Here is a 17,207-nt window from a genome sequence, read left to right on the forward strand (position 1 = left end):
ATGTCGCAGCTTTCGTATCGACCGAAGGCCGGAGAGATCCCCACCAACCCGGGGGTCTACCGGTTTCGTGACGCCGACGGGCGCGTGCTGTACGTCGGCAAGGCGAAGAACCTGCGCGCACGCCTGTCGAACTACTTCGCTCCGCTGCACTCGCTGCACGAGCGCACGCGCCGCATGGTCACGACGGCCGCGAGCGTGGAGTGGACGGTCGTGCCGAGCGACATCGACTCGCTGCAGCTGGAGTACATGTGGATCAAGGAGTTCGATCCGCCCTTCAACGTCCGCTACAAAGACGACAAGTCGTACCCCTTCATGGCGATCACCCTCGCCGACGAGGCGCCGCGGGTCATCGTCACGCGCAACCCGAAGATCCGGGGGGCGAAGTACTTCGGGCCGTACCCCAAGGTCTGGGCGGTCCACGACACCATCGACCTGATGATCAAGGTCTTCCCGATCCGCACGTGCAGCGACTCGTCGTACAAGAAGGCGATGGCATCCGGACGACCGTGTTTCCCGGGCCAGATCGGTCGCTGCGGCGGCCCCTGCTCGATGAAGGTGACGATCGAGGAGCACCGCGCGATCGTCAATGACTTCGTCTCGTTCATGTCGGGCGGCGACCAGCGCTTCGCACGCGAGCTCACGGCCCGCATGAAAGAGGCCTCGGCGGCGATGGACTACGAGTCGGCCGCGCACTACCGCGACCGCCTGCAGGCCATCGACGCGGTGCTCGGCAAGAGCGCCCTCGTGCTGGCCTCCGACACGGATGCCGACCTCTTCGGCATCGCGGAGGACGAGCTCGCCGCGACCGTCCAGCACTTCGTCGTGCGCGGCGGGCGCGTGCGCGGTGTGCGGGCGACGACGATCGAGAAGGAGATCGACATCTCCGGCGCCGAGCTCGTCGATCAGGTGCTGCAGCGCACCTACGGCGACGCGGATGCCACCGACATCCCGCGTCAGGTGCTCGTTCCCGAGCTGCCCGACGACGCCGAACAGCTCGAGGACTGGCTGCGCGAGCGTCGCGGCCGGCCCGTGACGCTGCAGGTGGCCCAGCGCGGACGCAAGGCCGACCTGCTGAAGACCGCGACGCTCAACGCCCAGCAGGCCCTCATGCTGCACAAGACCCGCCGCACGAGCGACTACGTGGCGCGGTCGCAGGCCTTGACCGACCTGCAGGAGGCCCTCGGCATGACCGAGGCGCCCCTGCGCATCGAGTGCTTCGACATCTCGCACCTCGCGGGCACCAACGTCGTGGCATCCATGGTCGTCTTCGAAGACGGGCTCCCGCGCAAAGACCAGTACCGCTCGTTCGGGGTCGCCGAGACCACGGACGACACCGACTCGATGTACCAGGTGCTCACGCGGCGCCTCGCCTACCTCGACAGGCCCGACGAGATCGAGCCCGAGACGATGGGCGGAGCGATCGTCACCGCCCCCGACTCGGCGGAGGCGACGGCCGACGGCGAGGTCGTCACGGCGCGCAAGCGCCCGCGCTTCGCCTATCGCCCGCAGCTGCTCGTGGTCGACGGCGGTCAGCCGCAGGTCGCCGCGGCCGCCCGCGCCCTCGCCGACGCCGGTCACGAGGAGATCGCGCTGTGCGGCATCGCGAAGCGCCTCGAAGAGGTCTGGCTGCCGGGGGAGGAGTACCCCGTGATCCTGCCGCGCACCTCCGAGGCCCTGTACCTGCTGCAGCGCCTGCGCGACGAGGCCCACCGCTTCGCGATCGTGCATCAGCGCAAGCGCCGCAAGCGCGACATCACGAGCGTCCTCGCCGAGGTCCCCGGCCTGGGCGACTCGCGGATCAAGGCGCTGCTGCGGCATTTCGGCTCGGTGTCGGCGCTGAAGAACGCCACACCCGACGAGATCATGGAGCTCCCGGGCATCGGACCGACCCTCGCCGAGAACATCCACACCCATCTGGCTCGGTAGGCTGGAACGACACGACGGGAGGCGGTCACCCATGGAACCGGCACGAGACGAGCCAGGTGAGGTGCTGATCGTCACGGGCATGTCGGGCGCCGGGCGATCGACCGTCGCGAACTCGCTCGAAGACCTCGACTGGTATGTGGTCGACAATCTGCCCCCGCGCATGCTGCGGCCCCTGCTCGAGCTCACCGAACTCGCCGGCGGTGCCGTGCCCCGCGTGGCCGTGGTCGTCGACGTGCGCGGGCGCACGCTGTTCGGCGACCTCCCCGAGGCGATGCGCACCCTACAGGCCGGTCGGCAGGTGCGCGTGGTGTTCCTCGACGCCTCCGACGCCGTGCTCGTGCGGCGCTTCGAGGCGGTCCGCCGCCCGCACCCCCTGCAGCACGACGGCACGATCCTCGACGGCATCCGGCGCGAGCGCGAGCGTCTGGCCCCGGTGCGCGAGGCCGCCGACGTGGTCATCGACACCTCGGCCCTCAACGTGCACCAGCTGTCGCTGCGCACCGTCGAGCTGTTCGGCGAAGAGGGCGCGGCGCGTCACACCGTCACCCTCATGAGCTTCGGGTTCAAGTACGGGTTGCCGCCCGACGTCGACCTGGTCGCCGACATGCGATTCCTGCCGAACCCGTTCTGGAACGACGAGCTGCGCCCGCTCACCGGTGAGGATCCCCGCGTGCGGGAATATGTGCTGGGCCAGCAGGGCGCCGAGGAGTTCCTGGGGTCGTACGCGGCGGCGCTGCGCCCCGTGCTCGAGGGATATCAACGCGAGAACAAGCGTCATTCCGTGGTGGCCGTGGGCTGCACGGGGGGTAAGCACAGATCGGTGGTGATGGCGCGCGAGCTCGCTGCACGTCTGGCCGATGTGCCCGGGGTGGCCGTGCGGGTGGCTCACCGCGACCTCGGTCGCGAGTAGGCTGTAACGTCGTCCCCGCCGCCCCCCCACCCGAGGAGAACCGTGCCCCTGACCGCCGACGTGAAGGCCGAGCTCATCACCGTCCGTGACCCGCGCCCGACCGCGCGCGTCGCCGAGCTCACGGCCCTCCTGCGCTTCTCCGGGGGTCTGCACTCCATCGCCAACCGCGTCGCCGTGGAGGCCGAACTCGACTCCGACGTGCTCGCGCGCCGTGTCGCCCGCGACCTCATGGAGCTCTACGGCGTGCGCCCCGAGCTGCATCACGTGCAGGGCTCCGGCGGACGCACGGGCGGGCTGTTCGCGGTGCGGGTCATCGAAGCCGGCGAAACCCTCGCGCGCCAGACGGGTCTTCTCGACCAGCGCCGTCGCCCCGTGCGCGGCCTGCCGAACAAGCTCACGACCGGCTCGCGTTCCGATCTGAGCGCGATCTGGCGCGGCGCGTTCCTGGCCGCCGGAACCCTCAGCGACCCGGGCCGCTCCGCAGCTCTCGAGATCTCGTGCCCCTCGTCGGAGGCCGCGATGGCCCTCGTCGGCGCCGGGCACCGCATCGGTATCCCGGCCAAGGCCCGCGAGGTGCGCGGAGTGCCGCGCGTCGTCGTGCGCGACGGCGAGGCGATCCGCGGCGCGCTCTACGAGATGGGCGCGCGTCGCACCGCGGGGGAGTGGGACCAGATGCGCCAGCGCCGCGAGGTCCGCGCGGGGGTCAACCGCCTCGTGAACTTCGACGACGCGAATCTGCGGCGTTCCGCCCAGGCGGCCGTCGCCGCGTGCGCCCGCGTCGAACGCGCGCTCGAGATCCTGGGCGACGAGGTTCCCCCGCACCTGCAGCAGGCGGGCGAGCTGCGCCTCGCCCACCGCGATGCGAGCCTCGACGAGCTCGGCCACCACGCCGACCCGCCCCTCACGAAGGACGCCGTCGCCGGTCGCATCCGCCGCCTGCTCGCGATGGCCGACAAGAAGGCCGAAGTCGACGGGGTCCCGGGCACCGAGGCCGCCGTGCCCGTCGGCGCCGACGACTGACCCGGATCAGACCTGCCGAAGTCGACGGGATCCCGGGCACCGAGGCCGCCGTGCCCGTCGGCGCCGACGACGGAGAGAAGATCTCCCCGGATGCCGTGAGCTCACGGCATCCGCGCGTTCGCGCTGACACCGGTTCCGCGGCATCCGCCCCCGATGGTCCTGCCGTCGTCAGGGTCTCGCGACCTCCGGCCAGCCCTTCGCGACGCGCCCGGGCCGTCTACTCTCCGTCATTCGGGGAAGCAACCCTGGGGGTGCGGCGTTGACCCTCAATAGGATGAAGACGTCACCCTCGCTGCTCGATTCCTCGACCGTCGTCTCGGCACGTCGTCTCGGCAAGTCGTCTCGATACAGAGGTCTGGGGCAGCGCCCGATTCGGAAGTAGAGAACATGGCGAAGTACACGCTGCCCGAACTGCCCTACGACTACTCGGCGCTGGAGCCGCACATCAGCGCGACGATCATGGAGCTGCATCACAGCAAGCACCACCAGACCTACGTCAACGGCGCCAACACCACTCTCGACCTTCTCGCCGAAGCGCGCGAGAAGAACGATTTCGCCAACATCAACCGCCTGCAGAAGGACCTCGCGTTCAACCTCGGCGGCCACACGAACCACTCGATCTTCTGGACAAACCTCTCGCCCAACGGTGGCGACAAGCCCACCGGCGACCTCGAGTCGGCCATCGACGACCAGTTCGGTTCGTTCGACGCGTTCCGCGCGCAGTTCACCGCCGCCGCCCTCGGCGTGCAGGGTTCGGGCTGGGCGGGTCTGTTCTGGGACTCGATCGGCGAGAACCTCGTCATCCAGCAGTTCTTCGACCAGCAGGGCCAGATCGTCGCGGGCACCGTGCCGATCCTCCTGCTCGACGTCTGGGAGCACGCGTACTACCTCGACTACAAGAACGTGCGCGCCGACTACGTGAAGGCGTTCTGGAACATCGCCAACTGGGCCGACGCCCAGGACCGCTTCGCGGCCGCCCGAGAGAAGACCGCGGGTCTGCTGGTACTGTCGTAAACGGTGCGGCGTCCCGGTGGGGCACCCCACCGGGACGCCGTTGTCCGCCAGCGAACACCGCAATCACGCGCTTCTCGCGCACAACTGATTCAGGAGATATTCCGTGACCGTCAAGATCGGAATCAACGGCTTCGGCCGTATCGGACGCAACTACCTCCGCGCGGCTCTCGCGCAGGGTGCCGACCTCGAAATCGTGGCGGTGAACGACCTCACCGACAACAAGTCGCTGGCGCACCTCCTCAAGTACGACTCCGTCGGCGGCGTGCTGACCGAGGACGTCTCGTACACCGCTGACTCCATCACGGTCGGCGACAAGACCATCAAGGTCTTCGAAGAGCGCGACCCCGCCAACCTCCCCTGGGGCGAGCTGGGCGTCGACATCGTCATCGAGTCGACCGGTCGCTTCACCAAGGCCGAAGACGCCAAGAAGCACATCACCGGTGGTGCCAAGAAGGTCCTCATCTCGGCTCCCGCCACGGGCGACGACGCGACCATCGTCATGGGCGTCAACGAAGAGACCTACAACCCCGAGACCGACGTCATCATCTCGAACGCGTCGTGCACCACGAACTGCCTGGCGCCCCTCGCCCAGGTGTTCAACGAGGCCTTCGGCATCGAGCGCGGCTTCATGATGACCGCTCACGCCTACACCGCCGACCAGAACCTGCAGGACGGCCCGCACAGCGACCTCCGTCGCGCGCGCGGTGCGGCGATCAACATCGTCCCCGCCTCGACCGGTGCCGCCAAGGCCATCGGCCTGGTGCTGCCCGAGCTCAACGGCAAGCTCAGCGGCTCGTCGTACCGCGTTCCGGTTCCCACCGGCTCGATCGTCGACCTCACGATCGTCACGCCCACCGAGGGTCTGACCGTCGACCAGGTCAACGAGGTCTACAAGAAGGCCGCTGCCGAGGGTCGCCTCAACGGCATCCTGCAGTACACCGAAGACCCGATCGTCTCGAGCGACATCCAGGGCAACCCGCACTCGTCGATCTTCGACGCCGAGCTGACCAACGTCAGCGGCAACCTCGTCAAGGTCTCGTCGTGGTACGACAACGAGTGGGGCTACTCGAACCGTCTCGTCGACCTGACCGAGTACGTCGCCGAGCGTCTCTGACCCTCCATGGCTCTGCGCACCCTCGATTCGCTGGGGTCGCTGGCCGGCACGCGCGTCATCGTCCGTTGTGATCTCAACGTTCCTCTCAAGGACGGGATCATCACGGACGATGGCCGCGTGCGCGCGTCGCTGCCGACCCTCAACGCACTGATCAACGCCGGCGCGCGTGTGATCGTGTGCTCGCACCTGGGCCGCCCCGACGGGGCCCCCGACCCGAAGTACTCCCTCGAGCCGGTCGCGCAGCGCCTGTCCGAGCTTCTCGGCCAGCCTGTCGCGTTCGCGCGCGACACGGTGGGCGAGTCGGCTCGGGATGCCGTCGCCTCGCTCGAGAACGGTGAGGTCGCCGTCATCGAGAACCTCCGCTTCAACGCGGGGGAGACCTCGAAGGACGAGTCCGAGCGTCAGGCCTTCGCCCGTGAGCTCGCCGGTCTCGGCGACGCCCTCGTGTCGGACGGCTTCGGTGTCGTGCACCGCAAGCAGGCGAGCGTCTACGACCTCGCCCAGCTCGTGCCCTCGGCCGCCGGTCTTCTCATCCAGAAGGAACTCGAGGTCCTCGACCGTCTCACCGAGAACCCCGAGCGCCCCTACACGGTCGTTCTCGGCGGCTCGAAGGTCAGCGACAAGCTGGGCGTCATCGAGCACCTGCTGCCGCGCGTGGACAAGCTCCTCGTCGGTGGCGGCATGATGTTCACTTTCCTCGTCGCCGAAGGGCACAAGGTCGGCGCGAGCCTGCTCGAGCAGGACCAGATCGACACCGTGAAGAGCTACATCGCTTCGGCGAAGGAGCGCGGCGTCGAGATCGTGCTGCCGGTGGACGCCGTCGTCGCAGCCTCGTTCTCGGCGGACGCCGACCACGTGGTCGCCGACGCGGACGCCCTCGAAGACACCGCTTTCGGTGCGTCCGGTCTCGGCCTCGACATCGGACCCCGCACGGCGGAGATCTTCGCCGAGGCCGTGCGCGGCTCGCGGACCGTCTTCTGGAACGGCCCGATGGGTGTGTTCGAGATGAAGGCGTTCGAAGCCGGCACCAAGACCGTCGCCCAGGCGCTCACCGAGGTCGACGGCCTCAGCGTCGTCGGCGGCGGAGACTCCGCGGCGGCCGTGCGTCAGCTCGGCTTCGCCGACGAGGCGTTCGGTCACATCTCCACGGGTGGCGGCGCCAGCCTGGAGTTCCTCGAAGGTAAGAAGCTCCCCGGACTGGAGGTCCTCGGATGGCAGTGACCAGAACCCCCCTCATCGCCGGCAACTGGAAGATGAACCTCGACCACCTGCAGGCGGTCGCGTTCGTCCAGAAGCTGCATTGGACGCTGAAGGAAGCCAAGCACGAGAACGGCAGTGTCGAGGTCGCGGTGTTCCCGCCCTACACGGACCTGCGCACCGTGCAGACGCTGCTCGACGCCGACAAGATCGAGTTCGCCCTCGGCGGTCAGGACCTCTCGGCCCACGACTCCGGCGCGTACACCGGTGAGATCTCCGGCCAGTTCCTGGCCAAGCTCGACGCGAAGTACGTGATCATCGGGCACTCCGAGCGTCGCCAGTTTCACCACGAGACCGACGACGTCATCGCGGCGAAGACCCAGGCGGCCCTCCGCCACGGTCTCGTCCCGGTGATCTGCGTCGGTGAGACCTCGGAAGACCTCGAGAAGTTCGGCGCGAGCGCCGTTCCCGTAGGTCAGCTCGAGGTCGCTCTCGAGGGCGTGTCCTCCGACGCCGACATCGTCGTGGCGTACGAGCCGGTCTGGGCCATCGGCTCGGGTCAGGCCGCGACGCCCGATCAGGCCCAGGAGGTCTGCGCGAAGCTCCGCGCGGTCGTCGCCGACAAGCTCGGTGCGGATGCCGCAGCGCGCACCCGCGTGCTCTACGGCGGATCGGTGAAGTCGGGCAACATCGCCGGCTTCATGCGCGAGCCCGATGTCGACGGTGCCCTGGTGGGTGGCGCGAGCCTCGTCGTCGACGAGTTCGCGGCGATCATCCGCTTCCAGAAGCACGTCGGCGTCTGACGCCTTCTCCCGGGTGCCCGCGGCTCACCGCCGCGGGCATCCGTGCGTTTGAGACGCGTCCCCGTATACTTGACGCTTGTGCGGTCGACTGGCCGCTCGCGAAAGGCTTTCGACAGTGCAGATTCTCGAGTTCGTCCTGCAGGTGCTCCTGGGCATCACCAGCCTCCTGCTGACCCTGCTCATCCTGCTTCACAAGGGTCGCGGCGGCGGTCTGTCCGACATGTTCGGCGGCGGCATGAGCTCCGCCCTCGGTTCGTCGGGCCTGGCTGAACGCAACCTCAACCGATTCACGATCGTGCTGGCGCTGGTGTGGTTCGTCACCATCGTCGGTCTCGGTCTCCTCACCAAATTCGCGGAGATCTGACATGGCCACTGGCGGCAATGCCATCCGTGGCTCGCGCGTCGGCGCGGGCCCCATGGGCGAGCAGGATCACGGCTTCCACGCGGATCGCGTGGCCGTGTCGTACTGGGACGCCCTCGGCAACGAGACGGTGCGCTACTTCGCCGCCGGCATTCCCGACGATGAGATCCCCGAGACGATCGACTCCCCGCACTCCGGCCTTCCCGCCGGGCGCGACAAGGCCAACCCGCCGGCGCTCGCCAAGGCGGAGCCCTACAAGACGCACCTCGCGTACGTGAAGGAGCGCCGCTCCGACGAAGAGGCGGCCTCGCTCCTCGACGACGCGCTGCAGCAACTGCGCGACCGTCGCGGACAGTGACCCGACGCGCCTGATCTCACAGAAGGGCCGGATGCCATGGCATCCGGCCCTTCTGCTTTCTCGGCGTCCGGCGAGCAGACGCCGTCGTGCACGGCATCCGCTCAGCGGACGGGGGAATCCGTGACGATCCTGGTCCACGGTCCGTCGGGCACGTCGGCGTCGTCGACGAAGGCCCAGTCGACCGTGTCGTCGTCGCCGTCGAGCTCCGCGAAGCCGAGGCAGCCGTTCAGAGCGGGCGACACGTCGAGGCCCGCGCCGTTGTAGCGGGCGTTCGCGGGGCGCCGGTCGTCGGCGCCGAAGACGTAGGCGGCGTCTCGGTACTCGCCGGGGCCGGCGTCTTCGATCTGGCCGTAGCAGGTGCGGTCGCCCTTGCGCAGGACCACCCAGCGATTCTTCATCAGGCTCTGCGTCGGATCGTCGGCGATGGCCGCGTACTGCCCGCTGTCCGCCCACGGGACCACCTCTCCCCGGGTCGCGAAGCCCTCGTCGTCGTTGACGTCGTCGAAGGGCAGGTCGAGGTAGAACGGGTTCTCGCGCGGTGTCATGCGCGTGGGGAAGTAGTCGTCGGCCGCGGTGCGGGCCTCGGTGCGGCACGAGTCACCGTCGACGACGCCGTCGCATCCGCCGTACGACCCCAGCCAGTCGGAGTCGTAGGTCGAGATGCGCTGGCTGCCATCGGAGGCGTTCGGGTCGAAGACCTCACCTACCCAGAACGTCGTCGAGACGATGTCGGTGTGCCAGGGGTATCCCGTCTGCGGACGGTCGGGCTGCGCGGGGGCGCACGCCGTCACGCCGACGACGGCGAGCACCGCCAGGGCGACCGCCGTGGCGGGGCGGTGCCGGCGCGGCATCCGGGATCGTCGTCCCACCCCGCCGACGGCGGCGACCACCGCGGGGGTGATCGCCGCCGTCCGGCGAGGGGGTCGCGTCATCCGCTGAGGTCGCTCTCGGTCGGGTGCACGGTCTCGATCGGGCCCTGCGGGGTGCCCGGAGTGGTCTTCGCGAGCGGAGCGGTCTTCGTCAGGGCGGTCACCGGCGGAGCACTCGCGCTGTCGTACAGACCGAGGTCGTCGGTGCGCAGCGTTCCGTTGCCGAAGATGTTCAGGGCGAAGCTGATGCCGTTGTAGCCGGCGGGGATCGCCGCGGTCGTCCAGTCGGCCTCGGTCCACGCCGTCGCCGAGGCGAACCAGGGGCTCGAGGTCCAGTACGACCACGTGCCCGTCGTCGAACGCAGATAGACCGCGAACTGCGTCGGTCCGCTGGCTTGATACCACTCGCGCAGCGCGTAGGTGCGCCCCGGTGTCACCGTCGGCGAACACTGGCCGAGATCGAACTGCGGCAGGAGTTTCGCGTCGCCGTCGACGTAGTCGCTCATCGTGATCCCGCTGGCGATGTTGCCCGTGTGCGCGGGGGAGCCGGTGCTGAAGTCGGCGGTGTTGCTGCCGTAGCCCCCGCGCATCCAGCAGTCGGGGGCGCCGGTCTCCATGCTCGGGTTGACGATGCCGTTGGTCGATCCGGTCGCCGCCGGCACGGAGGGGCCGTTCACGACGGGCTTCGTGGTGCCTCCGACGACGCTGCCGATGGTCTTGACGACGGTGCCCGCCGCCTGCCGGGTCTTGAGCCACGACAGGAACTGGCTGAACACCGAGGTGGAGATCGCCAGATCGTCGCACGCGTCGTCGCAGACGTGATGGAACGTGTACTGCACCCATCCGCCGCCGTTCTTCTCGGCGTTCGTCACGCCCTGTTGCAGGTCGGCGAGCGTCCACGTCGAGTCGACCTGGTCGAGAGCGGCGAGGGCGTAGGGATCGGCGGGCGGGATGCTCTCGGCGTACCCGCAGTCGGAGCAGCCGAAGCGGCTCTTGATGTCGCCCAGCAGGCGGCCGCTGTTGTATCCGCACGCCGCGACGGCCTTCTCGACGTCGGCGTTCGCGTCGGCGAAGGGATAGGCGAAACTGCGGACGTTGAAGCCCCACGAGGTGAGGTTCTTGCGATCCTGGCAGATCTGGCGCGTGGCCTCGTCGAGGCTGACCGCGGTCAGATCGGCGTGGTTGACGGTGTGCCCGCCGATCTCCATGCCGGCGTTCTTGAGGTTCGTCAGGTCGGTGCGGGTCATGTAGGTCGACGCGCCGATGTAGCCGGAGGGGATGTAGAAGGTCGCCTTCATGCCGTTGGCCTGGAGCGCGGGCAGCGCTTTCAGCTGATCGGCGTTGCCGTCGTCGAACGTGAGGCTGACGACGGTGCGGGTGGCCGCCTCGGCGGGGGCGGGGGCGAGCGCGACGGAGCCCGCCACCGCCACCCCGAGGGTCGCGAGCACCGCGAGGGCGCGCACCCACGGTCGGCGTGGAGACGTGGGTGGGCGCCGCCTGGCGATACGGAGGTCTCGTCGGGTCATGGAGGACTGCCTTTCGTGCGGGGCGAGGTGGGGGGAGGAAAGCTCAGGACACCGTCACCGACTTGGCCAGGTTGCGGGGCTTGTCGACGTCGCGATGCAGGCGCAGGGCGAGCTCTCGGGCGAACATCTGCAGGGGCACGACGGTCTCGAGCGGCCCCCACGACGGCCCGGTGCGGGGGAGGTGGAGGGGGAGTCCGCCCACGCGGAGGATGCGTTCACCGAGCCGGATGACGCGGCCCCCCCGTGCGGTCACCTCGGCGATGTCGACCTCGAGGCGCGGGTCGCCGTCGTCGACGACGAACACCGGAGTGCCGGCATCCACCAGGGCCAACGGCCCGTGCTTGAGCTCACCCGCCGGCTGGTGCTCGGCCCAGCGGTACGACAGTTCCTTCAGCTTGAGCGCGCCCTCCGCGGCGTAGACGAGTCCGGCGCCGCGGCCGAGGAAGAGGAAGCCCGACGCCCGGGCGAACTCGGCCGCGAGGGTCGCGGCAGGGCCCCGCCACGTGTCGCGCGCCGTCGACAGCGCCTCGGGGGTCGCGGTGAGGGCACGGACGTCGGCGTCGAGCAGGGTGGCATCCGCCCGATGCGAGACGGTCAGCCCCGACAGCGCGACGCAGACACCCGTGAGCACCTGCGCGACGAAGGTCTTCGTCGCCGCGACCCCGATCTCGGGACCGGCGAGGCAGTCGATCACGGCGTCGGCGCGCCGGGCCAGGGACGACGAGGGGTTGTTGGTGAGGGCCAGCACCGTGCCGTGCTCGGCAGGAAGCCCCTGCAGGGCCCGCAGCACGTCGGCGGTCTCTCCGGACTGACTGATGGCGATCACCAGCGTGCGGGGCTCCCACACCCCGTGCGCGGCTTCGCTGGCGACGAGGGCGCGCGTGGGCAGACCGCCGACGCGCGAGAAGACGCCCGCGATCGCGCGCCCCGCGTGCAGCGAGGTGCCGCAGCCGATGATGGCGACGCGGTCGATCTCGTCGAGGGGCGGCAGGCCGAGCCCGCGCCACAGCAGTCCGTCGGTGATCGCGGGGGCGAGGGCGTCGACCACGCGCTGGGCGACCAGCGGCTGCTCGTCGATCTCGTTGCCCATGTGGTCGCGGTGACGCCCCTTGGTCGACAGCAGGGCCGTCTTCGGCACGGGCCAGAGGCCCCGCGGACGACAGCTGCCGCCCGCGCGATGCCACCGCATGCCCTCGGCCGACACCTCGACGACGTCGTCGTCTTCGAGCACGCGGAAGGCCGACACGACCGGCGTGATCGCCCCGACGTCGCTGGCGAAGTACGCCCCCTCGTCGCCCTCGGCGAACACGAGGGGAGAGCCGTGCGCGGTCGCGGCCAGAGCGCCCGTGCGGGTGTCGAGGGCGACGACGGCCCACGTTCCCTCGAGACGCGTGACCGCGTCGGCGAGCGCGTCGCCGAGGCCGACACCCGGGCGGTGGGCCTGCTCGACGAGGTGCACGATGACCTCGCTGTCGACCTCGCTGGCGAAGCGGTGCCCCGCCGCGATCAGGTGGGCCCGCAGCACGTCGGCGTTCTCGACGATGCCGTTGTGCACGATGAACAGCTGCCCGCCGCAGTCCTCGATCGGATGGGCGTTCGACTCGGTCACCCCACCGTGCGTGGCCCAGCGGGTGTGGCCGATCGCCGCGGTCGTGGCATCCGCCGCCCTCTCGCCCACGGGCTCCGCGAGCGCCGCGACGCCGTCGAGCGTGCGCAGGTGCACGCAGGTCCCGTCGGGGTGACGTGCGGCGACGCCGGCCGAGTCGTAGCCGCGATACTCGAGCCGCTCGAGAGCGGCGCGCGCCCGCGACGCGGCGGCGGACGGGCCGCGGTACGCGGTGATGCCGCACATCAGACCACGCCCCGGAACGTCCCTGCGCCGGCCAGGGGCATGGCATCCGACCCCAGCCTCTCGCGGGCGAGCAGATCGGCGGCGACGCGCATGATCGTCGAGGTGAGGGAGGTGTGCGGCTCGTAGCCCACCAGGTCGTGGGCCTTGGTGTTGTCGGGCACCCGCCGGCGCATGTCTTCGAACCCGGCGGCGTAGGCCTGCTCGTAGGGCACGAGCGCGATCTCGCTGCGACTGTCGAGGGTCTCGATGATCTCGCGCGCCAGATCGAGGATCGAGATCTCGCGCGCCCCGCCGAGGTTGTAGGCCTGCCCACGCGCCCGCGGGTCGCGCTCGATCTGCACCATCGCAGGGACGACGTCTTCGACGGCCGAGAAGCACCGCGTCTGCAGGCCGTCGCCGAACACCGTCAGCGGGTGCCCGCGCAGCGCCTGGCCCACGAGGTTGGGCAGCACCATGCCGTAGCGCCCGGTCTGGCGCGGACCGACGGTGTTGAACAGGCGCACGATCGCGACGTCGAGACCCTCCTGGTCGCAGTACGCCTTCGCGAACGCCTCGTCGATGCCCTTGGCTCCGGCATAGGTCCAGCGCGACAGCAGCGGGTCGCCGAGGATGCGGTCGGAGTCCTCGCGCAGTCGGTCGGCGGTGTTCTTGCCGTAGACCTCGCTCGTGGACACCAGAAGGACCGAGGCCTGATGCTCGATCGCGGCGGTCAGCACGTTCTCGGTGCCGTGGATGTTGATGCGCAGGCCCCGCAACGGCTGCTCGACGATGAGCTTGACGCCCACCGCAGCGGCCAGGTGGAACACGCGATCGCAGCCGCGGATGGCGGTGTCGACGGTCTTGGCGTTGAGGATCGAGCCGTGGATCATCTCGAGCCGCGGGTCGTGGGCCACCCCCGCGAGGTTGCGCGCCGACCCAGTGGACAGGTCGTCGAGCACGACGACCTCGTCGCCGCGATCGAGCAGGTGTTCGACGAGGTGGCTGCCGACGAAGCCGGCGCCGCCGGTGACGAGTGTCTTCATGTGCGATCCTCCGGATGCGGGGTAGACCGGAACGCCGCTCACAGGAGCACCCGCCCGGCGATGTCGGAGCTGCGGTAAGTGCCGTCGACGACGACCGCGTCGCCGTCGAGCCACGCCAGGTCGGCGTCGTGGTGGCGGGTGTGCACGAGCACGATGTCGGGGTGGAACGCCGCCGGATCGGGCAGCGAGTCGCGCTCGCGACCGGAATCGAGGTGGATGTGCGGGGCGTGCGTGTCGACGTACTGCACCTCGGCGCCGACGTCGATGAGGTGGTCGATGATCTCGAGGGCGGGGGACTCGCGCAGGTCGGCGACGTCGGGCTTGTAGGTGACGCCGACGACGAGCACGCGGGCGCCGAGCGTGCCCTTGCCGGCGCGACCGAGCACGTCTCGGATGCGGTCGACCACCCGGCGCGGACGCGCGGCGATGCGCGTCATCGCCTCGGTGATGACCCCCGCGTCGACGTGCAGCGCCTTGAGCTGCCAGAGCAGGTAGTGCGGATCGCACGGGATGCAGTGGCCGCCGACCCCGGGACCGGGGTAGAACGCCATGAAGCCGTAGGGCTTGGTGCTCGCGGCCTCGATCACCTCGGTGACGGGCACGTCGAGGGCCCCGCAGATGTCGGCGAACTCGTTGGCGAGGGCGATGTTGACGGCGCGGAAGGTGTTCTCGAGCAGCTTCGTCATCTCGGCGGTGGCCAGGCTCGACACCCGGTGCACCCGCGCGGCGTAGCGGGCGAGCAGGCGCGCGCCCTCCTCCTCGCACTGCGGGGTGGCGCCGCCCACGACGCGGGGGACGACCTCTTGCGCAAAGCCGATGTTGCCGGGGTCGATGCGCTCGGCGCTGAAGGTGACGAACAAGTCGCGGCCGATCTCGAACCCGCGCTCGCGCAGGGGAGCCTCGACGAGGTCGTGCGTGCAGCCGACGTAGGTGGTCGAGGTGAGCATGACGAGCTGACCGGGGCGGGCGGCGGCGACGACGGTGGCGCATGCCGCCCGCAGCGGGGCGAGGTCGGGGACCTGCTGGTGGTCGACCGGAGTCGGTACGCACACGATGATGGCGGCGGCCCGCGAGAGCTCGGCGGTGTCGCTGGTGAGGCGGAACGCCGCGGGCGTCCGTAGCGCCGTGTCGAGGCGTTCGCGGTCGGTGTCGATGAGGTCGGCGCCGCGCGCGGCGATGGTGCGCAGCCGGCGGGGCGAGACGTCGAGCGCCAGCACCCGCGAGCCGCTGGCGTGGTAGGCCAGGGCCGTCGGGAGTCCGACGTAGCCGAGCCCCACGATCGCGACGTCGAAGTCGAACGCCGGCGAGGGCGGGGTGAGCGGGGCGGTGTCGTGAGTACGCGGCTGAGACGGGGCGAGTTCGTCAGCGCGGACGTCGATCGTGGACATCTTCATCCTCCAACAGCGGGTCCGAGAGGACGGCGGGGGAAATGCGGCGCCCCCTCGGACGAATCGGGTGGTGCGTCAGCTGGCGAGGTGGTATCGGAGCTGATCCGCGGTTCACAGTGCTGCGCCGGGCACGGGCGGGTCAAGGAACCCGGGGCGATCATGCGGGGTCCCGCGGACCGCAACCGGATATGCGGGATACCGCAACAGCGACTGCGGGCCGACGCGGTCGCAGCGGGGCCCTGCTCGCGTACGGTCGGGCTCGACACGGCATCCGCTCGCTCGTCTCGTACACGCGATCCGGATGCCGCCGCCGCCCCGCGACCCGAAACCGCGACCCGAAACCCTCGCCCCGAAGACCCGAAGAGGTGGGATGCCATGACCTCCGCTCTCGTCGTGCTCGTCGCCGTCTGCACGGTGGGCGTGTCCACGCTCGTCTGGGGCCTCGCGGCGCTCTGCCGGCTCGTCGCGGAACGACGGCCAGCGGCAACCCTGCTGACGCCGTCGATGTACTACCGCCCCGCCGACGTCGCCGTGCTCATCGCCGCGCACAACGAGGAACTCGTCATCGCCGACGCCGTGCTCGCCGCCCGTCGACTGGTGCCGGAGGGGCACGTGTTCGTCGTCTCCGACGGCTCGAGCGATGCCACCGTCGCCCGCGCGCGCGACGCGGGGGCCGTGGCGTGGGACTTGCGGCCCAACCGCGGCAAGGCCGGGGCGATCCGCGCCGGACTCAAGCACTTCCGCATCGCCGAGCGCTTCGCCCTGCTGCTGCTGCTCGACGCCGACTCCCGCCCACGCCCCGACTACCTGCGCACGGCCCTGCCGCAGTTCACCGACGACGGCGTCGTGGCCGTCGCGGGGCGGGCGACGACGTCGACGGAGGCCCCTGCCACGCGCATGGGGCGCTTCCTCACCGCGTACCGCGAGCGCACCTACGTGTGCACGCAGTACCTGCACAAGTTCGGCCAGGCGGCGCAGGGGGCGGATGCCGTGGCGATCGTCCCCGGCTTCGCGAGCCTGTACCGCACGGATGTGCTCGACCGCATCGACATCGACGCGCCCGGGTTGTCGATCGAGGACTTCAACATGACCTTCGAGGTGCACGCCAAGAAGCTCGGACGCATCGCCTTCCACCCGGAGTGCGCGATCGCCGAGACCCAGGATCCCGACGTGCTGCGCGACTATTCATCGCAGGTGCGGCGGTGGAGCCTCGGCTTCTGGCAGACGGTGCGCCGGCACGGTCCTCACCGCGGGGTCTTCTGGGCTTCGGTCGGTCTCTTCGCCCTCGAGACGGTGGTGTCGAGCCTCGTGCTCGTGGCCATGCTGCCGGTGCTGCTCGTCGCGACCGCGGCGGCGCTGGTGGGCGCGCTCGGCAGCGGGGAGGTCGCCGCCACGGCCGCCGACGTCGCCGCCGTGCTGCCGGTGGGCCCGCTCCTGCTGGGGTTCCTGCTCGTCGACCTCACGATGAGCGCCTTCGTCTGCCTGGTGTCGGAAACCCGGCCGCGCGTGGCGATGCTGCTGTACCCGCTCATGCGGGTCTGGGACGCGGCCCTGTGCCTGCGCGCGCTCACCGCGGCGCTCGGGCGACCTTCCGACGGTCGCTGGCGCAGTCCCGACCGACGCCCCGCCGCGGTCCCGGCGGCGACGGCGCGGCTCGCGCTCCGCGCAGATGCGCGATCGGCTGCACACGCGAGGTGATTCCGAGCCGTGCAGGTGCGGTGATTCCCGCATGCGGGGGCCAGCGCTCAGCCCGACGCTCCGTCCACGCGCGCGACCGCCCGTGCGTGCACGCGAGGTGACCTCGAGGGTGCAGAACCTCCCGCTCAGCCCGACGCTCCGTCCACGCG

At 70.2% G+C, this 17,207-nt stretch carries 15 protein-coding genes; 10 read left to right on the forward strand and 5 right to left on the reverse strand.

Annotated elements, in window-relative coordinates; genetic code table 11:
- From uvrC to LPW41_RS08080, 9 genes are all read left to right on the forward strand, one after another.
- On the forward strand, positions 1 to 1,926 hold the full coding sequence (uvrC, locus tag LPW41_RS08040) for an excinuclease ABC subunit UvrC (protein WP_154096739.1): 1,926 nt from the start codon (positions 1 to 3) through the stop codon (positions 1,924 to 1,926).
- 31 nt (positions 1,927 to 1,957) lie between these two features.
- A complete protein-coding gene (gene rapZ, locus LPW41_RS08045) occupies positions 1,958 to 2,836 on the forward strand; it encodes an RNase adapter RapZ (RefSeq protein ID WP_144833179.1) in 879 nt (292 codons plus the stop codon).
- 42 nt (positions 2,837 to 2,878) lie between these two features.
- Positions 2,879 to 3,856, forward strand: coding sequence for a DNA-binding protein WhiA (gene whiA / locus LPW41_RS08050; RefSeq protein WP_230704546.1), 978 nt, complete (start codon positions 2,879 to 2,881; stop codon positions 3,854 to 3,856).
- A 387-nt stretch (positions 3,857 to 4,243) separates the two neighbouring features.
- Positions 4,244 to 4,870 (forward strand): superoxide dismutase, encoded by a 627-nt coding sequence (locus LPW41_RS08055; RefSeq protein ID WP_144833183.1) that lies wholly within the window; start codon positions 4,244 to 4,246, stop codon positions 4,868 to 4,870.
- Between the two features lie 103 nt (positions 4,871 to 4,973).
- The gene (gene gap, locus LPW41_RS08060) at positions 4,974 to 5,984 is read left to right on the forward strand and encodes a type I glyceraldehyde-3-phosphate dehydrogenase (protein ID WP_094734144.1); all 1,011 of its coding nucleotides are present in this window, start codon (positions 4,974 to 4,976) and stop codon (positions 5,982 to 5,984) included.
- 6 nt (positions 5,985 to 5,990) lie between these two features.
- Entirely contained in the window at positions 5,991 to 7,205 is a 1,215-nt protein-coding gene (gene pgk / locus LPW41_RS08065; RefSeq protein WP_230704547.1) for a phosphoglycerate kinase, read from the forward strand.
- The gene (gene tpiA, locus LPW41_RS08070; protein WP_144833186.1) at positions 7,196 to 7,984 is read left to right on the forward strand and encodes a triose-phosphate isomerase; all 789 of its coding nucleotides are present in this window, start codon (positions 7,196 to 7,198) and stop codon (positions 7,982 to 7,984) included. The genes pgk and tpiA overlap by 10 nt, the downstream gene beginning before the upstream one ends.
- Positions 7,985 to 8,099: 115 nt before the next feature.
- Positions 8,100 to 8,348, forward strand: a complete 249-nt coding sequence (secG, locus tag LPW41_RS08075) for a preprotein translocase subunit SecG (protein ID WP_056232190.1) — start codon at positions 8,100 to 8,102, stop codon at positions 8,346 to 8,348.
- 1 nt (position 8,349) lies between these two features.
- Positions 8,350 to 8,703, forward strand: a complete 354-nt coding sequence (locus tag LPW41_RS08080) for an RNA polymerase-binding protein RbpA (RefSeq protein ID WP_144833188.1) — start codon at positions 8,350 to 8,352, stop codon at positions 8,701 to 8,703.
- Between the two features lie 101 nt (positions 8,704 to 8,804).
- Here LPW41_RS08080 and LPW41_RS08085 read toward each other — a convergent pair whose 3' ends face one another.
- From LPW41_RS08085 to LPW41_RS08105, 5 genes are all read right to left on the reverse strand, one after another.
- On the reverse strand, positions 8,805 to 9,635 hold the full coding sequence (locus tag LPW41_RS08085) for a hypothetical protein (protein WP_230704548.1): 831 nt from the start codon (positions 9,633 to 9,635) through the stop codon (positions 8,805 to 8,807).
- The gene (locus LPW41_RS08090) at positions 9,632 to 11,035 is read right to left on the reverse strand and encodes a polysaccharide deacetylase family protein (RefSeq protein ID WP_230704549.1); all 1,404 of its coding nucleotides are present in this window, start codon (positions 11,033 to 11,035) and stop codon (positions 9,632 to 9,634) included. Before LPW41_RS08090 ends, LPW41_RS08085 begins: the two co-directional genes overlap by 4 nt.
- 106 nt (positions 11,036 to 11,141) lie before the next feature.
- Positions 11,142 to 12,950, reverse strand: a complete 1,809-nt coding sequence (gene glmS / locus LPW41_RS08095; protein ID WP_230704550.1) for a glutamine--fructose-6-phosphate transaminase (isomerizing) — start codon at positions 12,948 to 12,950, stop codon at positions 11,142 to 11,144.
- Positions 12,950 to 13,972, reverse strand: coding sequence for an NAD(P)-dependent oxidoreductase (locus tag LPW41_RS08100; RefSeq protein ID WP_144833196.1), 1,023 nt, complete (start codon positions 13,970 to 13,972; stop codon positions 12,950 to 12,952). The genes glmS and LPW41_RS08100 overlap by 1 nt, the downstream gene beginning before the upstream one ends.
- Before the next feature lie 38 nt (positions 13,973 to 14,010).
- Complete coding sequence (locus LPW41_RS08105) at positions 14,011 to 15,360, reverse strand: nucleotide sugar dehydrogenase (RefSeq protein ID WP_230704551.1); 1,350 nt, start codon at positions 15,358 to 15,360, stop codon at positions 14,011 to 14,013.
- Between the two features lie 375 nt (positions 15,361 to 15,735).
- Between LPW41_RS08105 and LPW41_RS08110 the strand changes: the two genes are divergently transcribed.
- Entirely contained in the window at positions 15,736 to 17,058 is a 1,323-nt protein-coding gene (locus tag LPW41_RS08110) for a glycosyltransferase (RefSeq protein WP_230704552.1), read from the forward strand.
- Positions 17,059 to 17,207: the final 149 nt, after the last annotated feature.

Source organism: Microbacterium sp. JC 701 (assembly GCF_021026215.1).
GTDB classification, from domain to species: Bacteria; Actinomycetota; Actinomycetes; order Actinomycetales; family Microbacteriaceae; genus Microbacterium; species Microbacterium algihabitans.

Bases quoted from the DNA above. Each gene is read 5' to 3' on its own strand.
- LPW41_RS08085 (WP_230704548.1), bottom strand. From the start codon at position 9,635: ATGACGCGACCCCCTCGCCGGACGGCGGCGATCACCCCCGCGGTGGTC.
- rapZ (WP_144833179.1), top strand. From the start codon at position 1,958: ATGGAACCGGCACGAGACGAGCCAGGTGAGGTGCTGATCGTCACGGGC.
- glmS (WP_230704550.1), bottom strand. From the start codon at position 12,950: ATGTGCGGCATCACCGCGTACCGCGGCCCGTCCGCCGCCGCGTCGCGG.
- tpiA (WP_144833186.1), top strand. From the start codon at position 7,196: ATGGCAGTGACCAGAACCCCCCTCATCGCCGGCAACTGGAAGATGAAC.
- uvrC (WP_154096739.1), top strand. From the start codon at position 1: ATGTCGCAGCTTTCGTATCGACCGAAGGCCGGAGAGATCCCCACCAAC.
- pgk (WP_230704547.1), top strand. From the start codon at position 5,991: ATGGCTCTGCGCACCCTCGATTCGCTGGGGTCGCTGGCCGGCACGCGC.
- LPW41_RS08055 (WP_144833183.1), top strand. From the start codon at position 4,244: ATGGCGAAGTACACGCTGCCCGAACTGCCCTACGACTACTCGGCGCTG.
- LPW41_RS08100 (WP_144833196.1), bottom strand. From the start codon at position 13,972: ATGAAGACACTCGTCACCGGCGGCGCCGGCTTCGTCGGCAGCCACCTC.
- LPW41_RS08110 (WP_230704552.1), top strand. From the start codon at position 15,736: ATGACCTCCGCTCTCGTCGTGCTCGTCGCCGTCTGCACGGTGGGCGTG.
- LPW41_RS08105 (WP_230704551.1), bottom strand. From the start codon at position 15,360: ATGTCCACGATCGACGTCCGCGCTGACGAACTCGCCCCGTCTCAGCCG.
- LPW41_RS08080 (WP_144833188.1), top strand. From the start codon at position 8,350: ATGGCCACTGGCGGCAATGCCATCCGTGGCTCGCGCGTCGGCGCGGGC.